Here is a 24,958-nt window from a genome sequence, read left to right on the forward strand (position 1 = left end):
TTGCTCCCCCTACTTCACCCGTAATTTGACCCCTATAGGAATGCGGCGGTCAGGGTACTTATTCCAGCGTCTCAGCTGTGATAGGCTCGTACCGTACCACATTCTCATGTGGCTGTATGTTTCGCCTTTCTTCACTTTGTGATAGACGGCGCTTTTCTTCTTTGTATTTGATTTCTTCTTTTTCCCAGATGATTTCACTTTCTTTTTTACAAACGGACTTTTTGCAATACGGATTTCTTGTAACTCAACTGAGATAGCAAAGCCGTTTTTATACTCTCCAATATCACGGGATAGATTGGTAATGACTACGTTTTTCGCTACTTTTCTTCCTGTGTAGTTAAGCAGTTTACCCGCATACATCTGCTTTTTAAGATACGCAAAGTCTTTGTTTGGATTTTTGCCCAGCAAAAAACCCGAAATTGAAGTGATTTCGGGTTTTCGTTGTACATGATCCGTTATGGGAATTCCTTTTTCCACAGGGTATGATGTCACTTCTACTTCTGGATTATCCGACTCTTTTTCGTTAACTATTTTGATTTTCCCTAGCTTCGCCATCAATATTCCCCCTCTGGCTCATACATTGGGTTCAATTTATTCCAAACTTCATCCAACGCCTCTTGAACAGCTTGCTTAATACTGCTTTCGCTACCTGTTGCACCGCCTGAAACTTGAACGTAAATTGTTGGTGAAAAACTATTACTATTTGAAGAATTAGAATATGTTGTCGAACTAGATGAAGGTGTGTAAGCTGCGTCACTTAACATGCTGTTTGTTCTACGGTTGTTGTAAATTGTTGACCCGCCGGACAAACGCATAAGCTCTGGTCCTTGCTCACCAACCATTGCCCATTGATCACCAATGATACGGCCACCTGTTGCATATCCCTTATATGGACCACCCCGCGCCATTGATTTTAAACCCGGATGGTTATAGATGCCGCCGTATCGTCTATTAAGATAGTTAATTGCCGCTATGATTTGATGAACCGGGTTTTTAATATTGCCGTAACCTGGTTCTTTATAAGATGCAAATGTACTTGGGATAAACTGCATAAGTCCTTGTGACGGATGTCCAGCTTTCCAGTTACTATCCCATCGGTTGACTACATTAGGATTTCCGCCTGACTCTTTCATGGCGATGGTTTGCAGGGCATCAGCATAACTAGGACTAATTCCTTTAATCGAAATAGCTTGAGCAACCCATTTTTTAACGGCAGCAGATCCACCGCCGCCAAACATACCGCCAAAGCTCTCAATTTTTTTCTTTCCCCAACTCATTACGCCATCTTTTACCTTAGTAAATAGACCCTTTGCTATATCACCAAAACCTCCAGCTAATGAAGGTACTTTTCCACCAAACTTTTCAAAGGCTTTATTCATAAGCTTTGTAGGATTAGAAATATAGTCCCACACATCAAAGGCAGCGTTTTTCACTTTTCCAACAACGTTTTTTGCTCCCTCAACAGCTTTACCAAGCCATCCTGACCCTTTTTGATTCCCTTTAGTTCCATCACCATACATAGGGACATTTCCAAGAGTTTCAAGGGTTTGTTTATGCGATAATACCTGCGTTCCTTTTGGTAGATTCATCAGTGTGTCGGTTCCCGGCGATAATCCAACATGGCCAGACGGTGTTTTATATAGTTCGGGACCGCCTCCATCACCTAATATTGCGGGACCTCCCGGATGACCATTTGTACCATTCGCATATTTAGGCGGTGTCCATTTTGGGATTTTCACATCTTTTAAACCGATTTTTTCTAGTACCCAGTTAATTCCGCCCGTTACTCCGTTCACAGCGGTTGCTAATGCTCCCGCCAACATATTACCAAGACTTTTGACGCCACTAACTGCTTTAGATGCCATTGATTTAATACCCTTGCCAATCTTACCGGGCAACGCTTTTGCACCTTCAACCATATCGCCAAACTTTTTCTTAACTAGGTCCCATAGAGCGCCGGCTAATCTACCGACGTTATTCTTTACAAAACTCCAACCCTTAACAATCATTCTCCCCATATTTACAACTAGGTTTGAAGCATTTGTCGCACCGTTAACAAAGAAACTTTTTACACCATTCCACATACCAGCTACTAGACCACCGACACTCTTTGCAAGCCCCATGATTCCTTTTACGATGCGGCCTATAAATAGAAGTTGTAATCCGTTCCAAATAAAAGATACTGCTCCGAAGAATAATTGTTTTACACCTTCCCACATCTTTCCGAAATCACCTGTAAATAGCCCTGTAAATATCTTCACTATTCCCATAATGATGTTCAAAGCTCCTGTGATAACACCTTTAATATTTCCCCATACAGATTGAACAATTGTAAGTATTATCGGCATCAAGAACACAAACACCTTTTGTAAGACACTAAAGACATTCTGAAGTGCTTGGACTATTTGTGTGCCATTTTCTTTCCAAAATGCTGACACTTGATTTCCAATGGACGCCAAAAAGCTAAACACTCCCCCCAATGCTTGGCCTATGTATGGCGCAATAAATTGGACGGCAGACAATAATCCGTTGAAAATCGTACTAAACACCGGTGCCATACTTTTCATAGTTGAAATAAAACTCAATATGAAAGCTTGTACATACGGTGATACACCAGCAATGGAGGCTTTAACTGTATCAAAAACCGATTTCACTTTATCTGTTACTCCCACAATCATATCTACCGTACTTGGAGGGAAAAGCTGTGACAATATGCCGTAACCTTCTAAACGATCTCCTGTACCTTTACCTTGCATAACGCCAAATACACCCATAATCGCTTGTTTAGCAGTTTGGGCTGGACCTGAAATATTTTTAAATATAGAGCCAATCGTATTGAAAACAGGCTGCATTACTTTACCAAGACCAAAAATCACATCAGGCAATTTACTAAATTGAGTAGAAAACCATCCCATTGCAGCTTGAATATGAGGCTTTGCAGGCTCCATGATCTTTGCCATCGTTGAGCTGATTGACGATTTCATGCTATCTACAGATCCGACCCACGTATCTTTTGAATCTTTCATGATACCGGCCATCGCTGCTGTTTCGCCAGCTGCTCCTTTGGTTCCTTTCTGCATCCCCTTTACAAGCGCAGCAATTGCTTCTTCACTTTCAAAAGCCCCTTTGGAAATGACCTTTTTCAGATCCATAACATCTTGACCTGTTTCATTCGCCAATATCTTTAGAGCTGGTATACCGGCATCCATGAGCCGGTTCATTTCTTCCATAGACAAGGTACCTGATACCTGCATAGCTCCAAAGGCATCACTGATCTGTCTAAATCCTTCAGCACCTTTACCACTTGCGGCGGCGGCATCCCCAACTGCTTGCATAGTAGGTATTACATTCTTAACATCCATACCAAAAGCAATAAGATTTCTACCACTGTTTGCGATGTCTGTAAATGCATATGGTGTTGTTTTAGCAAAGGCCAGCATATCGTCTAAAAAACTTTGTGCCTTCTTCGCATCGCCCATCAAAACAGATAAAGAGGTTTTAGCCTGCTCAATAGCAGATAAACGCCCCATCCCTGTTGCGGCTAAAGCTCCACCCGATAACAACCCTAATGCTCCTGCATAGCCTTGTACAGCTGTTTTTGCTTCTCTGAATGGTGCTGTGATACCTGATTTAACACTATTGGCAACACTTCGAGACATTGAACTAACCGATGATGGGATTCTGCCAAAAACTCCACCTAACCTTGATGCGCTTTGTGTCATCTGTTGAAACTGTCCACCCACTTGGCCGCCCATACGGTTCACTTGCTGAGTTAGCGCTCCTGCATTGCTTGTACTGTCTTCTAATCTAGTACGCATTGCAGATAGCTGACTATTCGCCACTCGGATTGTTCTAGCGCTTGTGTCAGTGGATCTTGTGAAACGCATTATACTACGGCTTGCTGTGTTGATATTTGTGTTTGTTGTGCTGACACTTTGACTAGCTGTTCTCATTCCACGGGAAAGGTTTACAACCTGTCCATTTGCCAGCCTAAGTTGTCTGGTTGCTCCAGCTGCAATTTGACTAGTGTTGTTAAGACCACTACTCATTGCTTGTATTGGTCGATCTGCTCCCTGAATACTACTAAGCATACTATTTACTTGAGTATTCATTTGTTGCAATGGTTTCGAGTTAGCAATAAGTTTTAATTCTATGGCAGTGGTCCGCAAAGGTTGAGACATTTATTTACCTCCTTTCTGATTTGCTTTGTTCTTCGCTTCTATCATGAGATCAAGGGCGGCATTAGCTTCAGCGATCTCGTCAGGCGTCATATATCTAGCAACATCAAAACTGATCACTCGCTCCATCACTAGCCGCCACATGTCCCACTCACTTTTTGCTTTGTTCTTGTAATACTTCCTGTCCTTCGTCTTCCGCTGTAAGAAACGTGTCACATTCGTTCATGACCTCCTGCAAGGCTTTTAATCCTTGCTCATCCCAATGTGACCAATCTACTTTAGGACTGTGAATTACATGTTTCATGTAACCGTCATACAAGGCATCTAAATTAATAGAGCCATCACCAGCAGCTACAGATGATTGCAATTGAACTACCTTTCTTACTCCTGGATGAACGAGTGTATATGTGACACCTTTTACTGTTACTTCTTTCGATTCGCCGTATTTAGCCATTGGTTTTCTCTCCTTTAGTGGTTTTTTCATATAAAGAAAAGCAGCCTTTTCAGACTGCTTTCGTGTGTTCGTTTTCTTTTTTTGAGCCATCTTATTTCACTGTGTAATCAAAGACTTGAATTTCAAACTCTCTATCTCCGACTTCATCTGAATACTCTGCATCAGCATTCTTTTTAACAGCAGCTTTGGTCCCGCCGAATGTTTCTTTTATCTCACCATTATTCTTGATCCAGATGGGAAATTGTTTACCGTTATTTGCGTACTGGTTTAGTAATGCAACGAATGGTGAACCTTGTGACAATGTTAATGTGATAGTGCCAAGTCGATTGTTGGTAATAGCCATACTAGCTTCACCTTTAGCACTCATTTTCGTTTGGAAGTTATCTTCATCCTTAGATGCGGAAACCATAGTGCCTTCTGAAAATCCTGTTACAATTTTACCGGCCACCGTTATGGTGACGTCCATCGGATTATATGTGTATGCCATTGATTAAGCCCCCTTTAAATAATAATTTCCCCTGTGATTTCAGCTGTGTGAACCGCTCCGGCAAGCTCAAATGTAAACGACAATCCGTCATACACACGGTTTTTGCGGTTTTCGTCTGTCATTTCGCTTCGACCTTTCGATTGAACAGAATAAACAGGCTGTCCATCCTCGTCAGGTGCAATGATGCCGTTTGTGAATGCTGTTTCTAAAACATTGATAATCTGTGATTCTAATAAAGCGAACCCTTCATTTGTGTAAGGGATTTTGTCAGTAGTGCTTAGAGCGATTTGAATTGACGTCTCGATGTTAAGCTTGACCCAGTCTTTGCCGTGCAGCACGTCAATAAATTCACCCGAACCCGTAATACCCTCGCTTGTTTGATTACGGCCAGCTTTAGTCACAAATGCAATGGCGCCCGCCTTGTGGATGTTTTCCAACGTATCGACTTTGAAATCTTGTGGTGTGACACCAACGAGATTCTTAAATTTCCATGTAACAGAACCGACAGGCTTGTTTGCAATTGCTCCAATAAGCGCAGCATCCGGTTCCTCATCAACAAGCGGATGATGGAATACGATGGTCCGATCTTTTCCTGTATATTGCTCAAGCTCGTCAAATGACGCCACTTTCAAGACAACAAATTTATATGACTTCTCTTCAAAGAATTTTGAAGCTTCAAGACGATCTTCCGCATTGACAGCAGCCAGTAATACAAAATGAAAGTCTTTGTCAAAATACTCTTCTAGTGCGTTTCTAACGCTGAAAACCTGTTTAGGGTTCTCTGTATCTCCTGTTTCGAATTCATGTCCAAATGAAGCCACAGCAACCTTATTCGGCGCATTGTCACCTTGTGCAAAGATAGCCGCCGCCTTTTTGTAAGTAGCCGTGCTTTCCCCGTAGTTTTGCTTTAACGATTCTAGCGATCCGTATTCTCGATAAACACTTTCAGTTGCGCTAGTGTTTTTAACCAAGATAAGCGGAATGCCAAGACCTACAAGCGTTGTGGGCTTTAAAATATCAATTTTGACTTTTACGTCTGATAAAGGCATGTAATTACCCTCCTATATTCTCGTTATTTATGGTGACGGAATCAAAATACTCTGACTCTGCCCCGTTATGTGTTACTCGTACTCTAAACCTTGCATCAAAGCCATGTCGACGCTCATTTTCAATAGATAGAAATGTATCTCTGTTACCTGTTCCCTCCGCTTTAATAAACGCAATTCCCTTATCATAAAGAACCTGCTTCGCCTTCATTGTTCTCAAAAGCGTAGCAGTCTGTTGTGTTAAAGAAATCACTTCAATAGCATCATCGGAAATCCAAGTGAACGAAAAGAAAATATCTACATCTTCAGTGATCGCATCACCTTCGATAATTCCCCGATGTTGGGGAATATACGGGGAAGTAACGGTATATGTGCAAAAAGGATAAGCAGGCTGCTTCCCTGTTCCATTTCCCTCAATAACTTTGTGACCTGTACTGTCTCTGATGACACCAATCACCGTGCTTATAATGGACTCGTAATCAATCAAAGCTGCTCACCGCCTTTAAGATGTAACTATTGAAGTCTGCGTAATCCTCGAAAGGGTTCATAGATTCAACATGGTATGTGGCTCCTTTAAAAATCACTTTAGATTTCAAAGGGATCTCCACAGATTTGCTGATATAAAGTTGGCGGTCAAGTGTCGTTAAACGGCCACCTGATTGATAGATTAATTGACTAGGTAGAACAACAAGCGCCCCTTTTTGCTTGGTGGTTATGGGTTCACCATCTTGCCAGCGTCCGATATCATCATAATCTCCTTCACTATGCACAATGAGATCAAAAGTCACACTATATTTGCCTATGAGTTTCATGAAATTGAATTGGCTCATCACTGCACCTCATAATCAATGGAACCAATCAGCTCACCTGTATCAACAAGCGGATTTGATGATCCTTTTTGTTGAGTGGTAAATGGTTGGTTTGCTGGTGACTTCAGATCCCGGGCGTATTTTTGTATTTTGCCCTTTGTCTCAAGACCGATGGCATTCATTATGCTTCGAGTGCTGATTCCTTTTTGGACAGCTTCAAGCAGAAATTTGTCCAGCTTCCGCAGGATTTCACGTTCATTTTCATCCCAGCCTGATCTAATAAAAGAACGTTCGGGAATGACAATGTGAGTGGTGTCTTTTCGCAAATGTAGACCTTGAGAATGTAGATATGCACGCATTTTTGGCGTCACTGTGATACGTGTACCAAATTCATGCACAGCTGCAATCATGGCTTCTTTTCCTGTTCCAAGAACGCCCACCCTTGCTTTTCTCTCTCCATTACCAAGTGCGTTGACGACTTTTGGAATACGGTTTTTGTCTTTGATCTTTATACGCCCCATATCATCACCTCAACGGGCGGAACTTAACTTTCCTGTATTTTCTCCACAGCTTATACACAGCCTCGTAACGCGTATAATCACTTGTGTATGTCTTGCTCATGCCGCCGATAGATTCGGAGGAAACACCCACCTCATTCGAGCGGTCAATTTTAATCATCATGGCAATTCCTTTTTTGACTGGTGAAGGCAACTCAAGTAACCCCTCTTTGTTTAAAAAGGAGTTGTTACAATATTCTTGTGCGTATTCAATGCCATCTTGCAATTCCAGTTTAAGCTTTTCATCCTGTGACTCATCATCTAAAGGGATCTCTAAGCGGGTTTTCAACTCTATTAAGTCCATTATTCACCCCTCAGTCCAACTACTTCATATGTTAGAAAGCAGCGGCAATGTATGTCATTGGCTGCGCTGCCTGATTGTCCGGGCGCAACTGCTGTGACACCATTTCCTAGATCAAATTGTTCATTGACCTTTCTACGCTGACCTTGCAACGCCTTATGATTCGCCTTTCGAGTTTGTCGGACCCGCTCATCATCAACGTTGTTCCATACCTTCTCCATAACTATGCCTTGTTGCTCAAATTCTTCAGCTTTATTGTGCGTGGCTTTTTCTCGCACTCTGTGGGCTTCTGTACGAGCGATAACGGTCGATCTATAGTAGGAGCTATCAAATGCGTTTCTAACTCGTCTAGCAATATCAGAAAAGCGTTCACGCTCAATGAAACCTCTTTCAATTGCTTCGTTTATATCCTTCACAATCATTGCGCGATGCTTTTCCAATGCTTGCGTTAGCTTGAGTCCATATACAGCGTTCTTACGAGCTTCTTCAACTAACTTTGGCAAAGAAGGCGTTGCATTTCTTAGCTTTTGATCAATCATTGCTTCGACAACGGATGCCATCCAATCATAAGAGAAATCATAAGTGTCTTCTAAGAGCCGTATGATTTCCTTTTGAGAGCGGGTATCCAGCTTGGATGCCAAAGCAATTATTTGAGATTTCAAGGCTTCTATATCATCGAATTGATTAATGTCAGCATATGAAAGGTCTTCACCTTGATCTAATTTCTCGTACAGATCCGTAAGAGAACTCATAAATTCCTTTGAGGCTTCACGATACAGCTTTTTTAACCTTCTCATGGCCCCTCGCTCTTTAAGGTCCAACGGCTTCAAAAGCTCGTTTAAAAATTTCCCTTTATCCACCGTCATCCCCCTTATTCTTCTACTAGTTCTTCAGGAACTTCCTCTACTTCATCTTGCTTCTCGCCCTTTTTGTCGAGCTTATAGCCTAAGTCTTTGTAGATGACTTCAAAGGCTCTTTCAGTGACATCAAGTGAGTGCTTACCTTTTTTAATTTTCATTACTCACCAGCAGCCCCTTTTGGCGTGATAGCAGCGAATGCATCATCAGCTAAAGTAGTGAAACCTACTTGCATAGTCGCTCGAAGAGCAAACATTTCACGTTCAAAAAGGTTGATCGGAACATTATTCTCATCTACCACTGTAGTTAGGGTTGCGTCAGTTGAAATAGCATACTCAATATCTTGTAAAATTCCGTATCGCGCATAATCCCAAGCACCTGTAATTAATTCAGCTTTTGTTTTGTCCCAAGATTTACTGTCAACAAATCCAATTGGTAAACCTAGCGCTTGAGGCGTTGCATCTGCTGTTACTTGGTTGAACAAAGGTAAACCGTTGTTATCTTTTGACGCTCTCAACTTTTGGCGGAATTTACGAATAGTTGTAAATGCATCAGGATCTTTGTCTGCATCTTCCACTAACGCCATAACAGCAGCTAAGTCATCATAGATTGTTGAATTGCTACCTGCTCCTGTGCCTAATTCAACCTTTTGACCAGAAGTATTGATTCTTTCCATAACTGAAACACCTTTTTCAAACGGTGATTCTGTTCCGAATAATGCTGCTTGGTCAAATTTCACAGCAAAGGCTTCTCTGATAGCTGATTGCATTTGAGTAAAGAAGTCTGAAACAGTGTATCGTAAAAACTCTTTAGAAACAGGAATGATTACCCCTAGCTTCTTGGTTGTCATCTTTGCGGTGAGCCATTTAGCAGTGCTTGTTTCAATACGTTCGCCCTCTCCTACCCAGTAGGCTCCTGGTCCTTCTGCTAAGTAAGTAAAAGTCTTTTCAGGCTTTGTCATTGGCTCATATTTTGCTAGTTGTGAGATAGCAGATGTTTGCATGAACTCTTTCATAACAATTTCTGCATGCTCCGTTGGAATCTTTCCGTTTACTGCGTCTTGTAACAATACTGTTTTCGGATCAAATGTTGGCATGATAGCCCTCCTTATTTTCTAATGCTTGATTGTGAAGCTAGTTTTGCGATGTCTACACCGCCTGAATGGCTTGCACCATTACCTCGTTCAATTTCGCGGCCCGATTCTTTGAATTTCACATCTACAGCAGCTTGCACGGCAGCATTGAATGATTCTTCAAGCTTGTTTAGATTTTCCAGTGTAGAATCTTCGTTTTCTCCAATAAAAAAGTCAATAACGTCCTTTGGCAACTTCTTTTCATCAGCTGCTTTAAGGGCTTTATTGACTAAAGTTTCTCTATTTCGTGCCGCTCTTTCTGCTTCAATTTCTTTTCTAAGTTTCTCAACTTCAATTTGCTCTGGTGTTTTAGACGGGTTCCTTTTTGAAACCTCTTCTTCAACGATTTTTTCAAGGTTGTTTGCCTTCCATGTATCAAGGCCTTTGGTAAAGTGTTGATCCAAGCGCGGCTGCAAGAATTTCTTTCCTTCTTCTGTTTCTAGGAATCCTTTCACCTTGTCGACCGACACGGCTGATAGTTCTCCCACAAACGCTTTTACTTCTTCATTTTCTTTATTTTGTTCAAGAAACTGCTTAATTTCTTCAATGTTCATTATTCTTCATCCTCCAAGCCATGTAGTACGAGCCTACACGTCTAAGTTTTCCGTCTTTTCACGACTTCCGGCAGGTCGTTTGTCTAGCTCCTCATCTTCGTCAAAGCTATATATGGAATCTACTTTCGCCTCATTCATTCTTTCAAGTTCATATTGCACATCATCAACAAACGTAAGAAGTGACAGCCTTGTTTCTTCGCTTACAAGACCTTTTAGTTTTGCTGTGGTTTCTGCTTCTTCAGCAATGTTGGCAGGTAGGTTGCGCGCGAAAGTGAACCACACTTTCAGATAATCATCATTGGTGATAGATGCGTTTTTCCTCGCCCATGCTGAACATAGCAACTTGTATTGGTATCTCAAAGCAGCAGTCATTTTTCGCTCCATAGTGATACATTTATTCTCAAGAGCCATAAGCTTGTACCGCATCGCAACGCCTGTTAGATTGCCGCCAAACGCTTCATCTGAGAAGTTAACCGACTTAGAGAAGCGCATAATGTTTTCTTCCAGACGATCCAAGTGATTTTCAATCATTGTGTCGTTTATATCTTTTGTTAAAAACTTCACGTCATCGTTATCACCGAACAGCTCAAAGACCCCATGTTTCTTTAGCTTCTCAAGCGTTTCCTCGTCAGCACCAGCACCTTTAAAGATCATGTAAGCAAGTCGCAACTGCTCAATCTCATTTGAGGCGTCTGACAGCGTTCGATCATAAGCATCAATTAGAGAAAGGACCTTTTCAGCATCACCCATAAACTCATCATTGTTTGGCAAACCGAATAAAGGACAGTGGTCAAATAGATGTTTTTTTACTTCAATCTCTTGCCATCCATTCTCAAGCTTCTCAAAATAGTAAACGTGAGAAGAGTCGTAAAACTCCGCCTTTTCACGTTTGATCTGCTTTCCATCTACCCAGGTTGTCACCTCATAATATCGAAGAGCAAATTCAGGTTCAGTTATGTCATTGCCGCTACCAATAATGACCGCTTCCCACGGATCAATATTCACAGTCCTAACTTCTCCCGCTGTGTCGACATAAGCCAAGCGAGCGGCATACCCACAGATAGCCGCTTTCTTACCCAGTTCACTATCAGCATCCTCGATAGTATTTAGCAGATTAAATCTATTGATCACTTCGACTAAAGCCCCTGATTCACTTACTTGGTTTTTATCCACCTCATAAGTGATTGGATGACCAAACATGTAACCCACTTTTGTATCAACAATCTCACTATCAAAACCGTTGTTTAAGCGATTGTTTACTCGATCATCTATTCTGAGGATCGCTCCTGTTTCAAAGTCCTCTTGATGCTCAAGTGTAAAAGCATCCCTTTGGAGAATTGGCACACCCTCAATGGACGCTTTGTATCTCTCGTACTGATTGATCATTTTATCTCGCTGTTCTTTATGAGAATTTATAATCGCATCAATGACTTTGCTGTTAATATCATGTTCTCTTAAATACTGTACAAATTCATTCATTTGCTCACCTCTCTCCTTTACGCCTCATCGGTTTATTATGTGTATAGAGGGCATAACGCACTGAATCAAGCACATCGTCCCATTCTTTAACTGGATCACCCGTCTTTTGATTCCACACATACATGAATATTTCTTGTTTGAAGCGCTCTACTTTGTCTTCAACAACAAAAAGCCTGTTCTTCTTGAACAAGCCTGCCACCTCTTCTATACCAGACACTACAGCCTTATCAGCATTCAAGGCTCTTAACCTCTCACGCCTGAATCTAACAACATGTTCTGGTCGAGCGGTATCGCAATAAAAGTTCATGCTGCCGTAACGCTCTTTTATATCTTTCGCCACTTTGACCCAATAATCTATTTCTTCATGCTGCGCTGCATGCTCTTCCAAGAGATAATAATTTTGCTTATCATCCTCTCCAATAACGACGATGGAACCAAAATGCTCATACCCCCAGTCAACGCCAGCGAAGTATTTTACAAAGTTGACGTTCTCTAATTGATCTGACTTGATGTAATGCACATCTTTGTTGAAATCTTTGTATATCACGCCTTCTGGCGCAACCCAATAACCATGAATATCCCTGTCCGTAAACATGCCACTCGGTGTCGATGCCACTATACTTTCAACATATTCAGGATCAAGAAAGTTATTATCAAACAAAGAAAAGTGAAAAGCCCTGATGTTAAGGCGACCACTCTTTAATCTTTGCCCGTCTTTATCGATGTAATCCTTTTTTACGGTGTGCATTGGGTTTTCAGGGTTTGTATCCATCAAGACCATTGCGCCTTTGTATGAGCAACGGGATATAACTTCCTTCACAAATGAGTCATGAAGAGCGGTTGCTTCGTTTAAAAATGCGCCAGCTGATGTAAAACCCCTCGCTTTTTTCCAAGCATCCACATTGGCACCATCGAAACAGTAGACCCGGTTGCCGAATATCTCAATGGCATTTGCTTTGTCTAGTTTAAGCTCTTTCTCTAATATCAATTCGAGATCATTCAATACGTTACGCTTGATGGTTGCTTGAGTAGCGCCACCGATGATAAATGAAAGACCCTTGTTTTGATATTTACTAATGTGAGCAAGGAATGCTAAAAGGAGCACGAATGTTTTCCCTGCTCTTTTTGCTCCGCTGCACAAAAGGATTTTAGGACGCTCTTTTACGAAGCTGTCCCATACCTCTTTTTGCTTTTTATTCAATTCCATGTTCATTCACCATCTTTTGAAGCATTGAAGCAATTTTGTTTTCTCCACTGCCTTCACTACCGCCATCAATGGCTTTCTTAGTCTTCTCAATGTTCAAGCGCATCTGCTCCAGTTTAAGCCGTCTTTCGTCTGTCTCATGGGCTATGTTGTCGAATTGCTTTATTAAGCCCCTAAGCTCAGACATTGCCCTAGATTGAGCGTTTAGGAATGTAGCATGACGATCCCAAGCAAACTGAAATTCGTATTCTTCTTCTTCGATGTCAGCTGAATCTGAAACGACTGACTTTTTCTTTTTCAGCTCCTTGATCATTTCATCCTTATTCTCGACAAACATAATCTTCTGCGCTCTTACAATTGCTGTGAACTGAATTTGTATTTGTTCCCAAAGTAAATCAACAGGGGAAAACTCCTGAATGTCCTGCATGATCTCAAACGCTTCTGCTGGCATGTGCTTTGAATAAAATCCATGCGTCTTTGCGTTTTGGTTTCTTGCAGGAGCACCGCCGCTATTTCCGTAAGCGTTTTTGTTCCCTTTCGGAGCACCACGAATAGGAGCGCTCCTTTTCTCAATCGGAGCGCTCCCTTTAAATTCTTCATCCCATTTGTCGTTCGCTTTCCACTTTCTAATTGTGTTTGCAGTGACACCTAATTCTTCCGCAATGTCTTTTAATAAGCGGCTTCCGTCACTTTCCTTCCACAACTGAAATGCTTTGTCTCGATTCGGATTTCTAGCCCTTGCCATGTCACATCACCGCCACTCCTTTCTTTGTGTTGTTTTGTAATTTTTATTTCGTGACAAGCGCATCATCTTTTGCTGATTGATGAAGAGATTCTTTTGCGATTTCAATCATTCCAATAGCTTCTAGGTATGATTCGTTAAGGTAAATAGTCTTTAACGTCCCGTCTTTCATCTTAAATGTAGTAACATAGCTGTCTATCTCATGAAAGTTCTGTTCAATCCAATTACTCAAGCCGTTCACCGCTTCTGGGAACACGCTTTTAACTCCGCCCATTTGATCACTCCTTTTGTTTTGTTCGCTCTAAACTGCCGCCGCACTCTACCTTTAAGCCGATGCTTGGTGTAAAGAATTATCGGAAGCAGTTTACAGGAAACAAAAAAAGCACCCCGCAGGATGCAATAGATTATTTTAAATATTTGTCAGCTACTCTTTTAGAGAAAACCTGTTTGAATCTTTTCCCAATGTCTGAGTTTGAATAAGAATCGTCTGTTAGAATCATACAAAACTCCGTAAATATATCTTTTAATTCTTCGTGACTGATTCTATCTTCTAATACATCTTCAAGCGCACTTTGAAAACTCATATCATCACCTCCCGCCTTTATATCGGCAGAAAGTAAGTACATGGAACTATTCGCAAAATTTGTCGAACGAAAATCACTTTTCATCCTTTTCTTTTCTTGCCTTTACTTGCTCAAATGTTTTTAACATGTAACCTGTAACAATTCTATCCTTTCTGTCTTTATCCAAAAGCCACAGAACAATTAGAACTGATACCGTCACAAATATAAACCCTGACCATTTATTTTCATTAACATTAAAAGCGACCGTAAGAAATGCAGCGAATAAAGGCACTATTGCCATTAGATTTCTTCTAACAGGGTCTAGACTATTATCCATATGTGAAAACCTTGCTATCGCAAATTCTAGGCATTCAATTTCTAAATTATAAAGTAGTATCACATTTTTTTTATAGTAATTTTTTTCTTGACCGTATTTAAATTCTTTCAAAAAATAAGCAAGTAATTCTTTATCTCGATATGTGTAGATCACATCTTCTAATTCCTTTAATTTCTTCGTGTGGTTCTCATTATCTAATTTCTTAATTTTTTCATTTTGTCTTTTATTTTTAATTGCACGTTTATTTTTTTTACCCAACTCTACTCACTCCTCGATTTTATTATCGGATAAGATTGATAAAGTTGAGGAGTCTACGAAATTTGTCGAACGAATCCCAAGCTCGCAAGAGCAAGTGAAAATATATTAATTTGTGGTGACGCGGGAAATTATGCCTCCCCGTCCTGCCTTCAAGTTTACACTGCGGTTTTAAGTGATTTCAAATGTTGAAGAAAATTGACTTTCTTGACTTCTTTGACGATGTTGCCGATTATTTCAGTTTTGATTTTTCTAATTGTGTCTCTTGAGCATTCAAGGTGATCTGATATAGCGGTGTAACTCATTCCAGTCATCATGCAGTCATAAACGATTAAATGTCTTTCCTCTTGCATTTGGTCCACGGCTTTATTAAGGAAATTAGCAATAGCTTCGTATTTGAGCAGTCGCTTTTCTCTGCGGTCAAGATGTCTTAGTTCAGCTTGGCTTATTCCTGCTGATCCTTTAGGCATTGCAGCTTCATCACCGTATGTTGCCGTTAGCTTTTGACCTCCTGCAAATTCAACACGATTCAGGAGCCTAGTGAGCCTGTCGATCTCTCGTAGCATAAATTCATAGTCTCTAATCCATTCTTCTACCTTCCAAGCAATCATTTGATCTGTCATCTATATTCCTCCCGTTATTTACGCTTGTACGCCCCGCCTTTGGCTCTTCTCAGTCTCTGCATGTTTTGCCCCATGAGTTCACGTATCTCTCTTTCTGTAAGCTCCTGCGGTCGTTTCTTCGGCTTATCCTTCTTCATGGCCGCTCCTTTCCGACAAATAAAAAACGGACACCAACCAGCACCCTAAAAAGGTGTTGATCAGTGTCCGCAGGCTCTCCGTCTTGGACTTATTAAATTACTTTTTCAAACTCCCGCTCAAAATCATCAGCAAAGCATCTATACGTGTTTCCGTTTTCCCAAACAATAAATAATCCTGGTTGAGTAACTAACAATTCTTTCTCTTTTACGATGTACAATAAACCGCCTCTAAATCTTACTTCCAATACATCGGGACGAAGGTCCAAAAATTCTATGATGTCTTCACGGTTTTTCCCGGTCCATTAAATTGCTTCAACCTCAATGACAACTGGCTTCTTTCTATATTTCATTCGAAGACCTCCGACCTTGCATATCTCAATAATTCGTAATCCTTTGCGCTGATATTCACATTTGCTTCACCACAGTGAGCACAATAGATGTTTCCCGGATGATTAAGCTCGTCAATGTATGTCCATTCATCGCATTCTTCACAATAATAGCTGTGCAAGTCTTCTGCTGTCATTCCGCTACCTCCACAAGCTCAAAGACCTCAGGTGCTGGTGTTTCACCTAGTAACCTGAAAGACTCTTGTTTTAAATTCTCGAATGCGGTTGAAAGATGCTTTGACCTTTTCATTTCTTCTAGCAGCTGTTTCCCTATTGCTTCGAAAGCTTTCAAAGACTCCGTTTTTGATAATGGCTTTTCTGGCAAGTCCATTACTAGCGCGCCTGTCGTTATTTCTGAAACTTTTAATACATTGTCTATTGGTGTTACACAGAACCGGTATTCACCGACTTTTATTTCATGGCCTACTGCTTGTTGCCAATGACTTTTAAAATTCAGATGAAATGTCATTGCTTGAGGATCGACAGTAATTTTCATTTTCGCACCTCGAATGACGGCGTATAGATATGGCCCTTAACGCCTGTCCAATTGCTGTTTTTGTAGATCGTCATTTTGATACGGTGCGTGCCAGCAGTGTGATTGACTGTGTAAAATTCCTTTGCTGGTGTAGCTGTTTTGAAAGAACCGACCAAGCTAAACCGCTGATCTTTCCATTTGCCGCTCACCTTCTTTTGTAGCGTGAAGCGATAGTATACTGTTTCATTCCCTGTTTTACGTGCTGTCACGTCGATTGATTTAGCTCTCGGCGTGTAAGAATTGGCATCCGTTGATACGCTGACCGTATGCCCTCCAATTGTTTTATATCCGCTCGTTACCGCCTGAGCAGACGGCGCATAAAGCACCGCAGCCATAATAATAGTTAGTGTGATTAGTAGTTTTTTCATACTGAAACCTCCTTTGAAAGTCCTCTGCGCTCCATAGTCGAAATTGATTTTGGATCAATATCATTTAATATAAATCTACGTCCAGTGTTCACAGCCAACAACCAGTTCCTTGCTGTTTCCTGAGACAAACTCAATGATTTCGTTATTCTCAATGTCTGTAAATACTGCAAAAGGCTGTTTGCGACTAAACCCTTGTTCATGTAGATAAACCTCGTCAATTCCAAGCACTCTTGGAGCTATTAGAACCCTTTTGAATATCCACAAATGTTAATTAAAGCATATTCTGCGTCTTCTCTTGTATCAAACCTTGCGATACACTTACCTTCTTTTAATTTTCCACTTGAATAAGTACCACTCCATCTAATCGGTCTAATATAAAATTTACCTTCAATATCCTCACCTATTTGTAGTACCATGTCTGAATTAATCCATGAATATTTTTTTAAATTACGCAATTCCATTTTCGTTAGCATTGAATATCCCTCCATCTTGATTTACAACATCCCCAAACTCTTCATATACTTGTTCTAAAAACGTAATTGCGTCAAAATTATATATTTTATTTTGATCTATCATTTCCATTTTCCTTTCTCATACACTTGTATCCATGCCTAGTAACATTTCATCTTCATTCCCCTTTCTTATATCAAGCTTCCGTCTACTGCCAGCATCATTTCTCCTTCGCTGGTTAAATCCTCAAGGACTTCTTCAAATGGTATTAATTCTTTATCTTCTCCAGGAATGCGGCTGTATTTTGCTGCTGCATATAGTGCCGCTACTTCTTTGATGTTCTCTGTAAGTTCTCCATCTTCATCATCAGCGACAACATCAGTATAAATTGTCATAGCATTCTCTTCTGATGCTAAACTAGGGTCCAAGGTTCGAATTACATCTAGGTTTCTTGTGTTTCGCTCGTCCGTTTTTTTCAGTTCGTCCTTTATAAATTCAACCGCTTCCCTAAGCGTTTCAAATTCCTTTAACACATGTTCACTCATACCGTTTCCTCCTAAGCCGCTAGGCTTCTATATAGTGGTTGAAACCACTCTTTTTCTTTAAAAAATTACTTTTATTTCAAATCCTTCCTCACCCATTTTTTAACCATAACTTCTTTAAGCTCGACTTCAAAACACTCAACCTGATCATCGTATTCCCACGGACTATCTTCTTGTAACTCTGTAGCGCCTTCCTCGTAAGTCGTCTCATAAAACTTGTCTTGATATGCAAACACTATGCGATAATGAATACTCCATCTAGATGTTTCAACAATTTCTTTTAATACTGCATTAAAGGGTAGGCCTAGATGGTCAACAAGGTAATTTCTATCCAATAGGATTTTCATTAGAGACTACCCCTCTTCCTTTGCAATGTTTACATTCAATTAAGGGCTCGTTGATATTTGCCATTAGTTCATCTAAAAAAACTTTAATGTTATTTTTCATGTCCTCAACATTTTCTCCACAGAACGGTTCAACAATCGGGTAATTTTGATAAGCTTTTGGTGCAACTTCATAAATGATTGCTTCTTTTTTTGTTCGCAGCCTTTTTTCTAGCTTTGGCTTCCTGCGTTTATACATACGATTTAAGTCAACAACGTATTCTTCATGTTCGTAAAGCTCAACCACTTTGTTAACAGTTAAACAAAAATCATAATCAGAAGTGATTCTTGCATATTTAGGATTTATGTTTGCATTAACATGATTTCTGATAATGTTATAACTTTCTTTGTGTGACAGGTAGCAAGGCTTTGTTTCAAGCATCATCGGATGTGTTTGAATTTTATCTAATAAGTTATACTTCAAATTAAATTCCTGTTTCCCTAGTTTTAATTCTCCATCAAATTCTTCAAGTACATTTAATTCGAAATCAACTTTTTCATTCTTTTGAGGCTCTTGGTCAAATTTCAAATCATATAGACCCTTTACTTCATAAAATTCACTACCTTCATCTATATAAGAAACATTGATAACTTTGGGCGTTAATTCTGTTTCTTGAAATTGCTCTTTCAATTCGTATCTATAATTAATTCTTTTAGCTGCCAATTTCTTTTCAATCGTTTTTGGTTGTTTATCTAATTTAAACCAGTCTGATTTATAAGTTTTCTCAGCCTTTTCTCCATCAAACAGATAACCTTCTAACTGACTACGAAAGTATGTCTCGCCTTGAATGTTGTCAGACACCAAAAAACAGTTATTTGTTTTAATACCAATCAGCTTCATAAAAATTCCCCTTTTTAATTTTATTTTTATCCTTGTAAAATCCCTGTTTTTTATCCAATTCCGCTCATCAACCCAGCGATCGTTATAATCCCCATGAAGCCAAGCACCGTGAGAATGACAGGCCCGTTCGATTCCCTTTTCGCCATGACGACATTGCCCTCTATGACCAAGTCATCGTTTTTGCGTACCAGCATGGGCACCACAAATTCAGGAACTCTAATTTCAGCAGCTGCATCATCTATTGTCATTGCTTGATTTTTGCAGGCTTTGACGGCCTGCGACAGTTCGACATGTTTTGGTAGACTCATAATCTTTCAACCTCCGAAGAAGAATTATTTGATCTTGTAACCTATTTCATGGTCAACTCTTGCAAAGTGACCTTTAGCAGTTTGAATGATTGTTTTTCCGTGTTCAGGTGCGTCTGTGATGTGGGCAGTACCTTCGGTGCCGTCAATCACGATAATGCGGACCTTACCAGGTTCTAAATTCTGATCAATGGTTGTAGCAAAATCCTTTATTTCTTTTGGCTGGTTCATCCGCTTCGCCCCCATGTGTTATAATTAAAGTGTTGGATTTAATTAGCACTGGAGCAGCGGCTTCGGTGTTTTTTTATTTGTCTCTGACATACGGATTCATGAGATCAAAAATGATCAGCTTGGGCTTCAATTCTTCACGGTAAACGATTGGATGCTGATTGATATAAGCTTGTCTTTCCTCTTCTGTCATCTTCCAAGTGACAACCGGACCATGCTTTCTAACGTTTTCCTTTTGCATTTATACATCCTCCAATCTTCGGTATTTCCGCTCCGCCCATCCTTTTACAATCTGATCCAAAGCGGCTTGAGCATCGCTTGAACTGCTTGCAACGTGTCATACAGGCCATAAGCTTATCTTCCTTTTGAACCCACAACGGACGATCGTCTGCTATTACCACGTTTAACAGTTGGTTTCCCCGCCTTCCTTTTCAGCTTTTTGAGTTTGTCCAGTTCGATGAATCCAAACGACCGATCAAAAGCAATGACCTTTAGCGGCGTATCAAATTTGCGTTCATAAAGCTTTCGCTTGATAGCAAACTCTTTCGTTTCCATGCCTTTAATGTCGATTATTTCTTTTGTTCCATCGAGTTTAGTGATCTCGAAGTCTGCAATATATTCAATCTTCCGAAAAGTCTTGTCATGTTTCTTAAAGGCTTCTTGAAGCTCAAAGCGTGGTTGCAATGAAAAGTCTTTTATCTGTTTGGCTTGCTTGAGCCATTTAAGATGCTCATAGTATTTGGCTTCTGCCTTGCTGTCGAAGGTGATGCCGTCTACTACCGTTTTGCGTGCGCCGTATTTATTGGACATTTGCCCTCTCCTTCTTTTGCTTCTCAATATCCATTTCGGACATTCCGCAGTCTGCACAGTATTCAAATTCAGGTAATTGTAAATGGTCTTCTCCCAACCATGAACCGTAACTCATTTCCATGTGTTTATGTTCACAGGATTCCTGACGTTTCTTATGCTCAATCATTGCTTCTCTCTGTCTAACAACTGAACAATACTTAGTTTCATGTAACTTAGCACCGTGCGGCGTAAGAAGACGTTTTCCGCACTGTTCACATTGATAGAGTGTTTGATCTTTCAATACTTTTGCCATTCTTCACCCTCGCTTTCCGTTGCTGGAAGTGCTTTTTCAGTTCGGCAACGAGCTTTGATTTTTCTGTTTCAGTTAGGTTGGTTCGTTTCAGTAGTTCAGTGATACTAGGGTTCATTGCTATTGTTTTGTGTTACCTCCCGTCATCCCGCATCCATTGCAGGAGCTTCCTTTCTCTTGATGATGCCGTGAAAGCTATAGTGATTAGTGCGGCCATCGTCTTCATGCTGTCTTTCCTTCCAGCGCCCTTGCTTCGACTAACATTCTGTCTAACATTTCAATGACTGGCTTCAGGCTCTGTTTACGTCCTGTGGTGTTACATTCAGGGCAGGGATAGTAGCCCGCCATGAAAGCATCTTCGTTTATGACGACTTTCTCGTCATTGCATGTTTCACACATTTAAACCGCTCCTTCTAACCGATGATTTAGTTTTATGTTCTTCTCAATAGTGACCGTGTAGTTTTTTACCATTTCATAGATTCTTGTTGCAAATGCTTCGTCAATCTCCAAGAGCTGGTTTAAATCAAGTTCAGATGAAACCATGATTGGCTTATAATTCAAATAACGAAAGTTGACGATCTCTTGTATCTGTGTGAACTGCCACGGTGTCACTTGAGGTACACCCGCTTTGGGTTTGAATAGGTCATCAATGAACAAAACATCTACGGTCTTTAGAAGCTCCAGCTTGGCTGCTAATTCATCAAAATCTTTTCGTAAATCGGTCATCCCCTCCAGATAAGGGAAATACATAACAGATAATTTAAATCGTTCTATGAAGCCATTTGAAATGCTTGTGAGAAGATGAGTTTTTCCCACACCTGACTGACCAAGTAGGGCGATACTATTTTGTCTCGTCTCTCTAATCTCCTTAAATTTCTGAGCATATTCAAAAGCACAGTCATACAGCTCTTTAACCTCATCCGGCTTTTTTTCAAGAGAGAAGTTTTTAAAGGTTAGTTTCCTGAATCCTTCTGAGATGTTGCTGGCACTCATCAGCTTCATTTGCCTTTTTCGCGCCGCTCTTTCAGCAACGCATGAGCATTGACGGGAAAAGGTTGTTTTCCATTCCTTCGCCTCTTGAGGGCTACATACTTTGCCAGCAAGAAAGTCATCTTCACGAACCATTTCATGAGCTGCTAGATCAAAGCGTTTCCCCTCGTTTTTCATGCGCTCTTCTGTGCTTTTGTGAATCCGATACACGATAATTCCCTTGTCCTTGCACTCATTGCATTCATGCTTTTCTTCTGTGACGGCCGGTGCCGAAAATTGGCGTGACTTTAGATTGGCCTTCATTCTTTGAAACACTTCGTCCAGCGTTGCCTTTGGCATCCTGCTTGCCTCCTTTGTTGATTGGTCTGTACAATACCGCCGACACCCAATTGATTGATTTCCTATCCTTCTGAACGGCTTCTTTCATGATCTGCAAAACTTTCTCTTCCCCGTGGTCATCAATGAATTGACCGATTTTTTGGGCATTAATCGGGCTTAATGTGCCACCAAAATGACTTTCAAAAAAAACGAATGGGTTCATATGTTGCTCGCCCTCCTGTCGTGTTGGTTTTTCTTCTTTTGGCTTTTCAGGTTCTTCATCAGGTACAGGGGCAATGCTTGCTGTATTTTCTAAACTAATAATGCGATAACTGCCCGCTGATTTACCTTTAGGCTTGTACTCAATGCGTCCATGCTTCATTAAAATATCTCGATGCTTATCCATGGTATTTTCACTAACCCCTAACCGCGAATAAAGACGACTGTTGGACACTGTGAACCATTCTTTCCATCTGCAATTGTTGTTTATATCCATCAAGTGAAACCACAATGCTTGAGTGGTGGGCTTTAGTTCTGTTGTTTCAAGCCACCGCATGAAGCCGTTTATTTCTTTTAGGTAGTTCAAGCCCCTACCTCCTTTCGCATAGAGCTGTCATTCCGTCGATGCGGACAAGCTGTAAATTCGGTTCAGTTCTTTTGATGTAACCCTCGACATAGTTTCGGAACAACTCAGACCTATTGGGTGCCCCTTCTGTCATCCATACATAACAGAAGGGAATAGGTACTCTAATTGAAAGGGAGTTCGTCATCTTTTATATCAACCGTTTCGCCGTCAAAAGGATCGGCATCTTTTGCGCTTGGCTTTTCATCAGCATCAATGATTTCCGTTTCCGGCATTTCCTCCGTAATGTCGATGCGCTCACGCTGTTCTTCTCCGTCTTCTTTCAGGGCCGACTGCATTTCAACCGACAAGATGCCCCACTTGCTCAAAATTGCTTTTAATACCGTTTTGAGTGCCATAGCATCCCAATCGTTTTTCCAACCGAAATCGGATTTACTAAAACGTTTTTTATGTTTTTCAACGTCCGCTTTTGGCCAATAACTTGTTTTTCTAAAACCGTTTAGTAGCTCAAAATATGCGGCATATCCAATGACCGAATCTGACTTTCTTTTTTCAAAATCAATATCTAGTTCCTCAGTTAAAGGGTTCCACTTTTGGAGTTCTCCCTCACGAATAGGTATACAGTTGATAAACTTGTATTGTCCGGTTCTTAAAGCAAGCTGGATATAACCTTTGTAGCCTAGTTGAAATTGCGCTTTTCCACCGTAGGGAACAATCCAGGCATAACCCAAGTTCTTATCTACTGGCAGATCAAGCGTAGCCGCTACCATTGCAGATGAAATGACGCTCATCGGCTCCGCTTTTTGAAGCATCTTCTCGCTGTTATATAGACCTAAAATTGACGCTGTGAACTGTGGTGCTCGCTTCCCTAAAACCTCTTCAAAACGGTTCATGACTGTTGGTGAAGAAAGTAGTGATTTTAGTGTTGTTCCTTGTGATGCGGGTGCCGCTGCGTTATTCTGTCGATTCTGTATGTTGTTTTTTAATGATTGATTAGTAGCCATCATTCGACCTCCTTGATTGCGAAACGTCTTGATTTCGTTTCTTTTATGACTTTTTGGTAAATATCAGGAAAGTGCTCTTTCAGTTTGTTTGTGTCTACTCTGTTAGAAACAACAGGCTTCCAAGTTGCTTGATACTTCCCAACAAACCCCGTTTCAGCATCTTTCAATTCTTGCTTGATTTGATTCTCAAGCTCTTTCGCTTGCTCTTGTAATGCAGAAATCTCTGCTTTAAGTCTTAGATAGTGCTGGATGCGCTCTTTATTTGCGCTTGTGAGATCAATAATTTTGGTACTATCTGATTCAGCGTATTTCTTCTTCAAGAACTCTTCGGCTGCGCTTGATCCGTCTAATGCTGGAGCAACACCGCCTAACACATGGTCATTCCAAAAATTCACGACAGATGAGAAGATCATGTTAATTAATTCTTCATCACGCTCAACTTCTTTCCACACAAACCGATTACCGCCAATTAGTACAGCGAAGTAACCTTTTGTGTATTCAGGGCCTAAAATCCCTAGATAGTATTGAACCTGAACAATGTAACTGGCGGGAATTTCATCATCTATCCATTCCTTTGCGTTATAGGCAGATGTGGTCTTGCATTCGAGAATGGCTTTTTCACCAACGATCATGCGGTCGATGTTTGCTAGAATCATAGAGTGTTCAGGATGCTGTAAAATGGCGTTTTTCTTACGAACCTTTTTGCCGCTCCTAATCTCAAATTCTTTCGCCACAATGTCTTCAAGAATCGTTCCGAAGTATGCTGCGTCACTCTGCTCATCATCCAGCAAGACTTGCCCTGTCTTTTCAAGCCATAATTCAAACGGCGTTTTCCATTTACTCAAGCCAAGCACAACAGCAGCATCAGACCCACCTATGCCCTTCTGACGAGAGAGAAGCCATTCCTCACGGGACATTTCAGCTGTAGATGAAAGGACCTTCGCTTGCATGGTTACATACCTACCTTTTGGCGATACGCAGCTTGTCCTAGCTGAATGTATTTTTGTTTGGCTGCTGCGTTAGGGAAATTAAACACAGGTTGTCCTTTTTTGTAGTCGATCCAACCACCTGCCTGCTCCAAACGCTCTTGCGCTTCACGGCGGTGATCAAAGCTGATTTGAAATTTTGACATTGTGTATACCTCCATTGAATTTTTGTAGAAAATTTGGTATACTGTCCGTAACCAATCAGAAGCAGTACACCTTAAAACT

39 protein-coding genes are annotated in these 24,958 nt (G+C 40.7%); all 39 read right to left on the reverse strand.

Annotation, left to right across the window (positions count from 1 at the left end):
* Nucleotides 1–9 precede the first annotated feature (9 nt).
* The 39 genes from BK049_RS05050 to BK049_RS05215 all read right to left on the reverse strand — a co-directional run bounded on the left by BK049_RS05050 (nt 10) and on the right by BK049_RS05215 (nt 24,879).
* The gene (locus tag BK049_RS05050; protein WP_071167986.1) at nt 10–555 is read right to left on the reverse strand and encodes a LysM peptidoglycan-binding domain-containing protein; all 546 of its coding nucleotides are present in this window, start codon (nt 553–555) and stop codon (nt 10–12) included.
* Nucleotides 555–4,181, reverse strand: coding sequence for a tape measure protein (locus BK049_RS05055; protein ID WP_071167987.1), 3,627 nt, complete (start codon nt 4,179–4,181; stop codon nt 555–557). Before BK049_RS05055 ends, BK049_RS05050 begins: the two co-directional genes overlap by 1 nt.
* Nucleotides 4,182–4,307, reverse strand: coding sequence for a hypothetical protein (locus tag BK049_RS19950; RefSeq protein WP_008348699.1), 126 nt, complete (start codon nt 4,305–4,307; stop codon nt 4,182–4,184).
* Nucleotides 4,308–4,329: 22 nt separating this feature from the next.
* A complete protein-coding gene (locus BK049_RS05060) occupies nt 4,330–4,632 on the reverse strand; it encodes a hypothetical protein (RefSeq protein WP_145939390.1) in 303 nt (100 codons plus the stop codon).
* A gap of 91 nt (nt 4,633–4,723) precedes the next feature.
* The gene (locus BK049_RS05065) at nt 4,724–5,119 is read right to left on the reverse strand and encodes a phage structural protein (protein WP_071167989.1); all 396 of its coding nucleotides are present in this window, start codon (nt 5,117–5,119) and stop codon (nt 4,724–4,726) included.
* Between the two features lie 14 nt (nt 5,120–5,133).
* Complete coding sequence (locus BK049_RS05070) at nt 5,134–6,168, reverse strand: DUF3383 family protein (protein ID WP_071167990.1); 1,035 nt, start codon at nt 6,166–6,168, stop codon at nt 5,134–5,136.
* Between the two features lie 4 nt (nt 6,169–6,172).
* Nucleotides 6,173–6,652: a phage neck terminator protein gene (locus BK049_RS05075; RefSeq protein WP_081378175.1), complete on the reverse strand. Its 480-nt coding sequence runs from the start codon at nt 6,650–6,652 to the stop codon at nt 6,173–6,175.
* On the reverse strand, nt 6,645–6,995 hold the full coding sequence (locus BK049_RS05080) for a hypothetical protein (protein WP_083381084.1): 351 nt from the start codon (nt 6,993–6,995) through the stop codon (nt 6,645–6,647). The genes BK049_RS05075 and BK049_RS05080 overlap by 8 nt, the downstream gene beginning before the upstream one ends.
* Nucleotides 6,995–7,495, reverse strand: coding sequence for a hypothetical protein (locus tag BK049_RS05085; protein WP_071167992.1), 501 nt, complete (start codon nt 7,493–7,495; stop codon nt 6,995–6,997). Before BK049_RS05085 ends, BK049_RS05080 begins: the two co-directional genes overlap by 1 nt.
* Nucleotides 7,496–7,499: 4 nt before the next feature.
* The gene (locus tag BK049_RS05090) at nt 7,500–7,835 is read right to left on the reverse strand and encodes a phage head-tail connector protein (RefSeq protein WP_071167993.1); all 336 of its coding nucleotides are present in this window, start codon (nt 7,833–7,835) and stop codon (nt 7,500–7,502) included.
* Complete coding sequence (locus BK049_RS05095) at nt 7,835–8,692, reverse strand: phage minor head protein (RefSeq protein ID WP_071167994.1); 858 nt, start codon at nt 8,690–8,692, stop codon at nt 7,835–7,837. Before BK049_RS05095 ends, BK049_RS05090 begins: the two co-directional genes overlap by 1 nt.
* Before the next feature lie 11 nt (nt 8,693–8,703).
* Complete coding sequence (locus tag BK049_RS19475; RefSeq protein WP_167358856.1) at nt 8,704–8,850, reverse strand: hypothetical protein; 147 nt, start codon at nt 8,848–8,850, stop codon at nt 8,704–8,706.
* Entirely contained in the window at nt 8,850–9,785 is a 936-nt protein-coding gene (locus BK049_RS05100) for a phage major capsid protein (protein WP_071167995.1), read from the reverse strand. The genes BK049_RS19475 and BK049_RS05100 overlap by 1 nt, the downstream gene beginning before the upstream one ends.
* Before the next feature lie 11 nt (nt 9,786–9,796).
* Nucleotides 9,797–10,375 carry a DUF4355 domain-containing protein gene (locus BK049_RS05105; protein ID WP_071167996.1) on the reverse strand — a complete coding sequence of 193 codons (579 nt, stop codon included), beginning with the start codon at nt 10,373–10,375 and terminating at the stop codon, nt 9,797–9,799.
* A 33-nt stretch (nt 10,376–10,408) separates the two neighbouring features.
* Nucleotides 10,409–11,854: a phage portal protein gene (locus BK049_RS05110; protein ID WP_071167997.1), complete on the reverse strand. Its 1,446-nt coding sequence runs from the start codon at nt 11,852–11,854 to the stop codon at nt 10,409–10,411.
* 4 nt (nt 11,855–11,858) lie between these two features.
* Nucleotides 11,859–13,061 carry a PBSX family phage terminase large subunit gene (locus BK049_RS05115; protein WP_071167998.1) on the reverse strand — a complete coding sequence of 401 codons (1,203 nt, stop codon included), beginning with the start codon at nt 13,059–13,061 and terminating at the stop codon, nt 11,859–11,861.
* Nucleotides 13,048–13,803: a phage terminase small subunit gene (terS, locus tag BK049_RS05120; RefSeq protein WP_083381086.1), complete on the reverse strand. Its 756-nt coding sequence runs from the start codon at nt 13,801–13,803 to the stop codon at nt 13,048–13,050. Before terS ends, BK049_RS05115 begins: the two co-directional genes overlap by 14 nt.
* Before the next feature lie 43 nt (nt 13,804–13,846).
* Entirely contained in the window at nt 13,847–14,074 is a 228-nt protein-coding gene (locus BK049_RS05125) for a hypothetical protein (RefSeq protein ID WP_071167999.1), read from the reverse strand.
* 130 nt (nt 14,075–14,204) lie between these two features.
* Nucleotides 14,205–14,384, reverse strand: a complete 180-nt coding sequence (locus tag BK049_RS05130) for a hypothetical protein (RefSeq protein WP_145939391.1) — start codon at nt 14,382–14,384, stop codon at nt 14,205–14,207.
* A gap of 73 nt (nt 14,385–14,457) precedes the next feature.
* Entirely contained in the window at nt 14,458–14,958 is a 501-nt protein-coding gene (locus BK049_RS05135) for a hypothetical protein (protein ID WP_071168001.1), read from the reverse strand.
* A 155-nt stretch (nt 14,959–15,113) separates the two neighbouring features.
* Complete coding sequence (locus tag BK049_RS05140; protein WP_071168002.1) at nt 15,114–15,578, reverse strand: hypothetical protein; 465 nt, start codon at nt 15,576–15,578, stop codon at nt 15,114–15,116.
* 14 nt (nt 15,579–15,592) lie between these two features.
* Nucleotides 15,593–15,715, reverse strand: coding sequence for a hypothetical protein (locus BK049_RS19955; protein ID WP_280513608.1), 123 nt, complete (start codon nt 15,713–15,715; stop codon nt 15,593–15,595).
* A 519-nt stretch (nt 15,716–16,234) separates the two neighbouring features.
* Nucleotides 16,235–16,597, reverse strand: a complete 363-nt coding sequence (locus BK049_RS05145; RefSeq protein ID WP_071168003.1) for a hypothetical protein — start codon at nt 16,595–16,597, stop codon at nt 16,235–16,237.
* Entirely contained in the window at nt 16,594–17,004 is a 411-nt protein-coding gene (locus BK049_RS05150; RefSeq protein WP_071168004.1) for a hypothetical protein, read from the reverse strand. The genes BK049_RS05145 and BK049_RS05150 overlap by 4 nt, the downstream gene beginning before the upstream one ends.
* A gap of 239 nt (nt 17,005–17,243) precedes the next feature.
* On the reverse strand, nt 17,244–17,477 hold the full coding sequence (locus BK049_RS05155) for a hypothetical protein (RefSeq protein ID WP_071168005.1): 234 nt from the start codon (nt 17,475–17,477) through the stop codon (nt 17,244–17,246).
* Nucleotides 17,452–17,586, reverse strand: a complete 135-nt coding sequence (locus tag BK049_RS19960; RefSeq protein WP_280513609.1) for a hypothetical protein — start codon at nt 17,584–17,586, stop codon at nt 17,452–17,454. The genes BK049_RS05155 and BK049_RS19960 overlap by 26 nt, the downstream gene beginning before the upstream one ends.
* 59 nt (nt 17,587–17,645) lie before the next feature.
* Entirely contained in the window at nt 17,646–17,999 is a 354-nt protein-coding gene (locus BK049_RS19700; RefSeq protein WP_244887369.1) for a hypothetical protein, read from the reverse strand.
* 71 nt (nt 18,000–18,070) lie between these two features.
* On the reverse strand, nt 18,071–18,343 hold the full coding sequence (locus tag BK049_RS05165; RefSeq protein WP_071168006.1) for a hypothetical protein: 273 nt from the start codon (nt 18,341–18,343) through the stop codon (nt 18,071–18,073).
* Complete coding sequence (locus tag BK049_RS05170) at nt 18,324–19,220, reverse strand: hypothetical protein (RefSeq protein WP_071168007.1); 897 nt, start codon at nt 19,218–19,220, stop codon at nt 18,324–18,326. The genes BK049_RS05165 and BK049_RS05170 overlap by 20 nt, the downstream gene beginning before the upstream one ends.
* A gap of 50 nt (nt 19,221–19,270) precedes the next feature.
* Nucleotides 19,271–19,528 carry a hypothetical protein gene (locus BK049_RS05175; protein WP_071168008.1) on the reverse strand — a complete coding sequence of 86 codons (258 nt, stop codon included), beginning with the start codon at nt 19,526–19,528 and terminating at the stop codon, nt 19,271–19,273.
* A gap of 24 nt (nt 19,529–19,552) precedes the next feature.
* Nucleotides 19,553–19,756, reverse strand: a complete 204-nt coding sequence (locus BK049_RS05180) for an XtrA/YqaO family protein (RefSeq protein ID WP_071168009.1) — start codon at nt 19,754–19,756, stop codon at nt 19,553–19,555.
* 73 nt (nt 19,757–19,829) lie between these two features.
* The gene (locus BK049_RS19480) at nt 19,830–19,994 is read right to left on the reverse strand and encodes a hypothetical protein (protein WP_017360274.1); all 165 of its coding nucleotides are present in this window, start codon (nt 19,992–19,994) and stop codon (nt 19,830–19,832) included.
* A gap of 113 nt (nt 19,995–20,107) precedes the next feature.
* Nucleotides 20,108–20,563 carry a DUF1064 domain-containing protein gene (locus BK049_RS05185; RefSeq protein WP_052320733.1) on the reverse strand — a complete coding sequence of 152 codons (456 nt, stop codon included), beginning with the start codon at nt 20,561–20,563 and terminating at the stop codon, nt 20,108–20,110.
* Nucleotides 20,553–20,855 carry a hypothetical protein gene (locus BK049_RS05190; protein WP_052320732.1) on the reverse strand — a complete coding sequence of 101 codons (303 nt, stop codon included), beginning with the start codon at nt 20,853–20,855 and terminating at the stop codon, nt 20,553–20,555. Before BK049_RS05190 ends, BK049_RS05185 begins: the two co-directional genes overlap by 11 nt.
* A gap of 396 nt (nt 20,856–21,251) precedes the next feature.
* The gene (locus BK049_RS05195; RefSeq protein ID WP_052006302.1) at nt 21,252–22,181 is read right to left on the reverse strand and encodes a DnaA ATPase domain-containing protein; all 930 of its coding nucleotides are present in this window, start codon (nt 22,179–22,181) and stop codon (nt 21,252–21,254) included.
* Nucleotides 22,084–22,746 carry a DnaD domain-containing protein gene (locus BK049_RS05200; protein WP_071168010.1) on the reverse strand — a complete coding sequence of 221 codons (663 nt, stop codon included), beginning with the start codon at nt 22,744–22,746 and terminating at the stop codon, nt 22,084–22,086. Before BK049_RS05200 ends, BK049_RS05195 begins: the two co-directional genes overlap by 98 nt.
* Before the next feature lie 161 nt (nt 22,747–22,907).
* A complete protein-coding gene (locus BK049_RS05205) occupies nt 22,908–23,747 on the reverse strand; it encodes a recombinase RecT (RefSeq protein ID WP_071168011.1) in 840 nt (279 codons plus the stop codon).
* Entirely contained in the window at nt 23,747–24,697 is a 951-nt protein-coding gene (locus BK049_RS05210) for a YqaJ viral recombinase family nuclease (RefSeq protein ID WP_071168012.1), read from the reverse strand. The genes BK049_RS05205 and BK049_RS05210 overlap by 1 nt, the downstream gene beginning before the upstream one ends.
* Nucleotides 24,698–24,699: 2 nt before the next feature.
* Nucleotides 24,700–24,879: a hypothetical protein gene (locus BK049_RS05215; RefSeq protein ID WP_008348780.1), complete on the reverse strand. Its 180-nt coding sequence runs from the start codon at nt 24,877–24,879 to the stop codon at nt 24,700–24,702.
* Nucleotides 24,880–24,958: the final 79 nt, after the last annotated feature.

Source organism: Bacillus xiamenensis, assembly GCF_001857925.1.
Classification (GTDB): Bacteria; Bacillota; Bacilli; order Bacillales; family Bacillaceae; genus Bacillus; species Bacillus xiamenensis.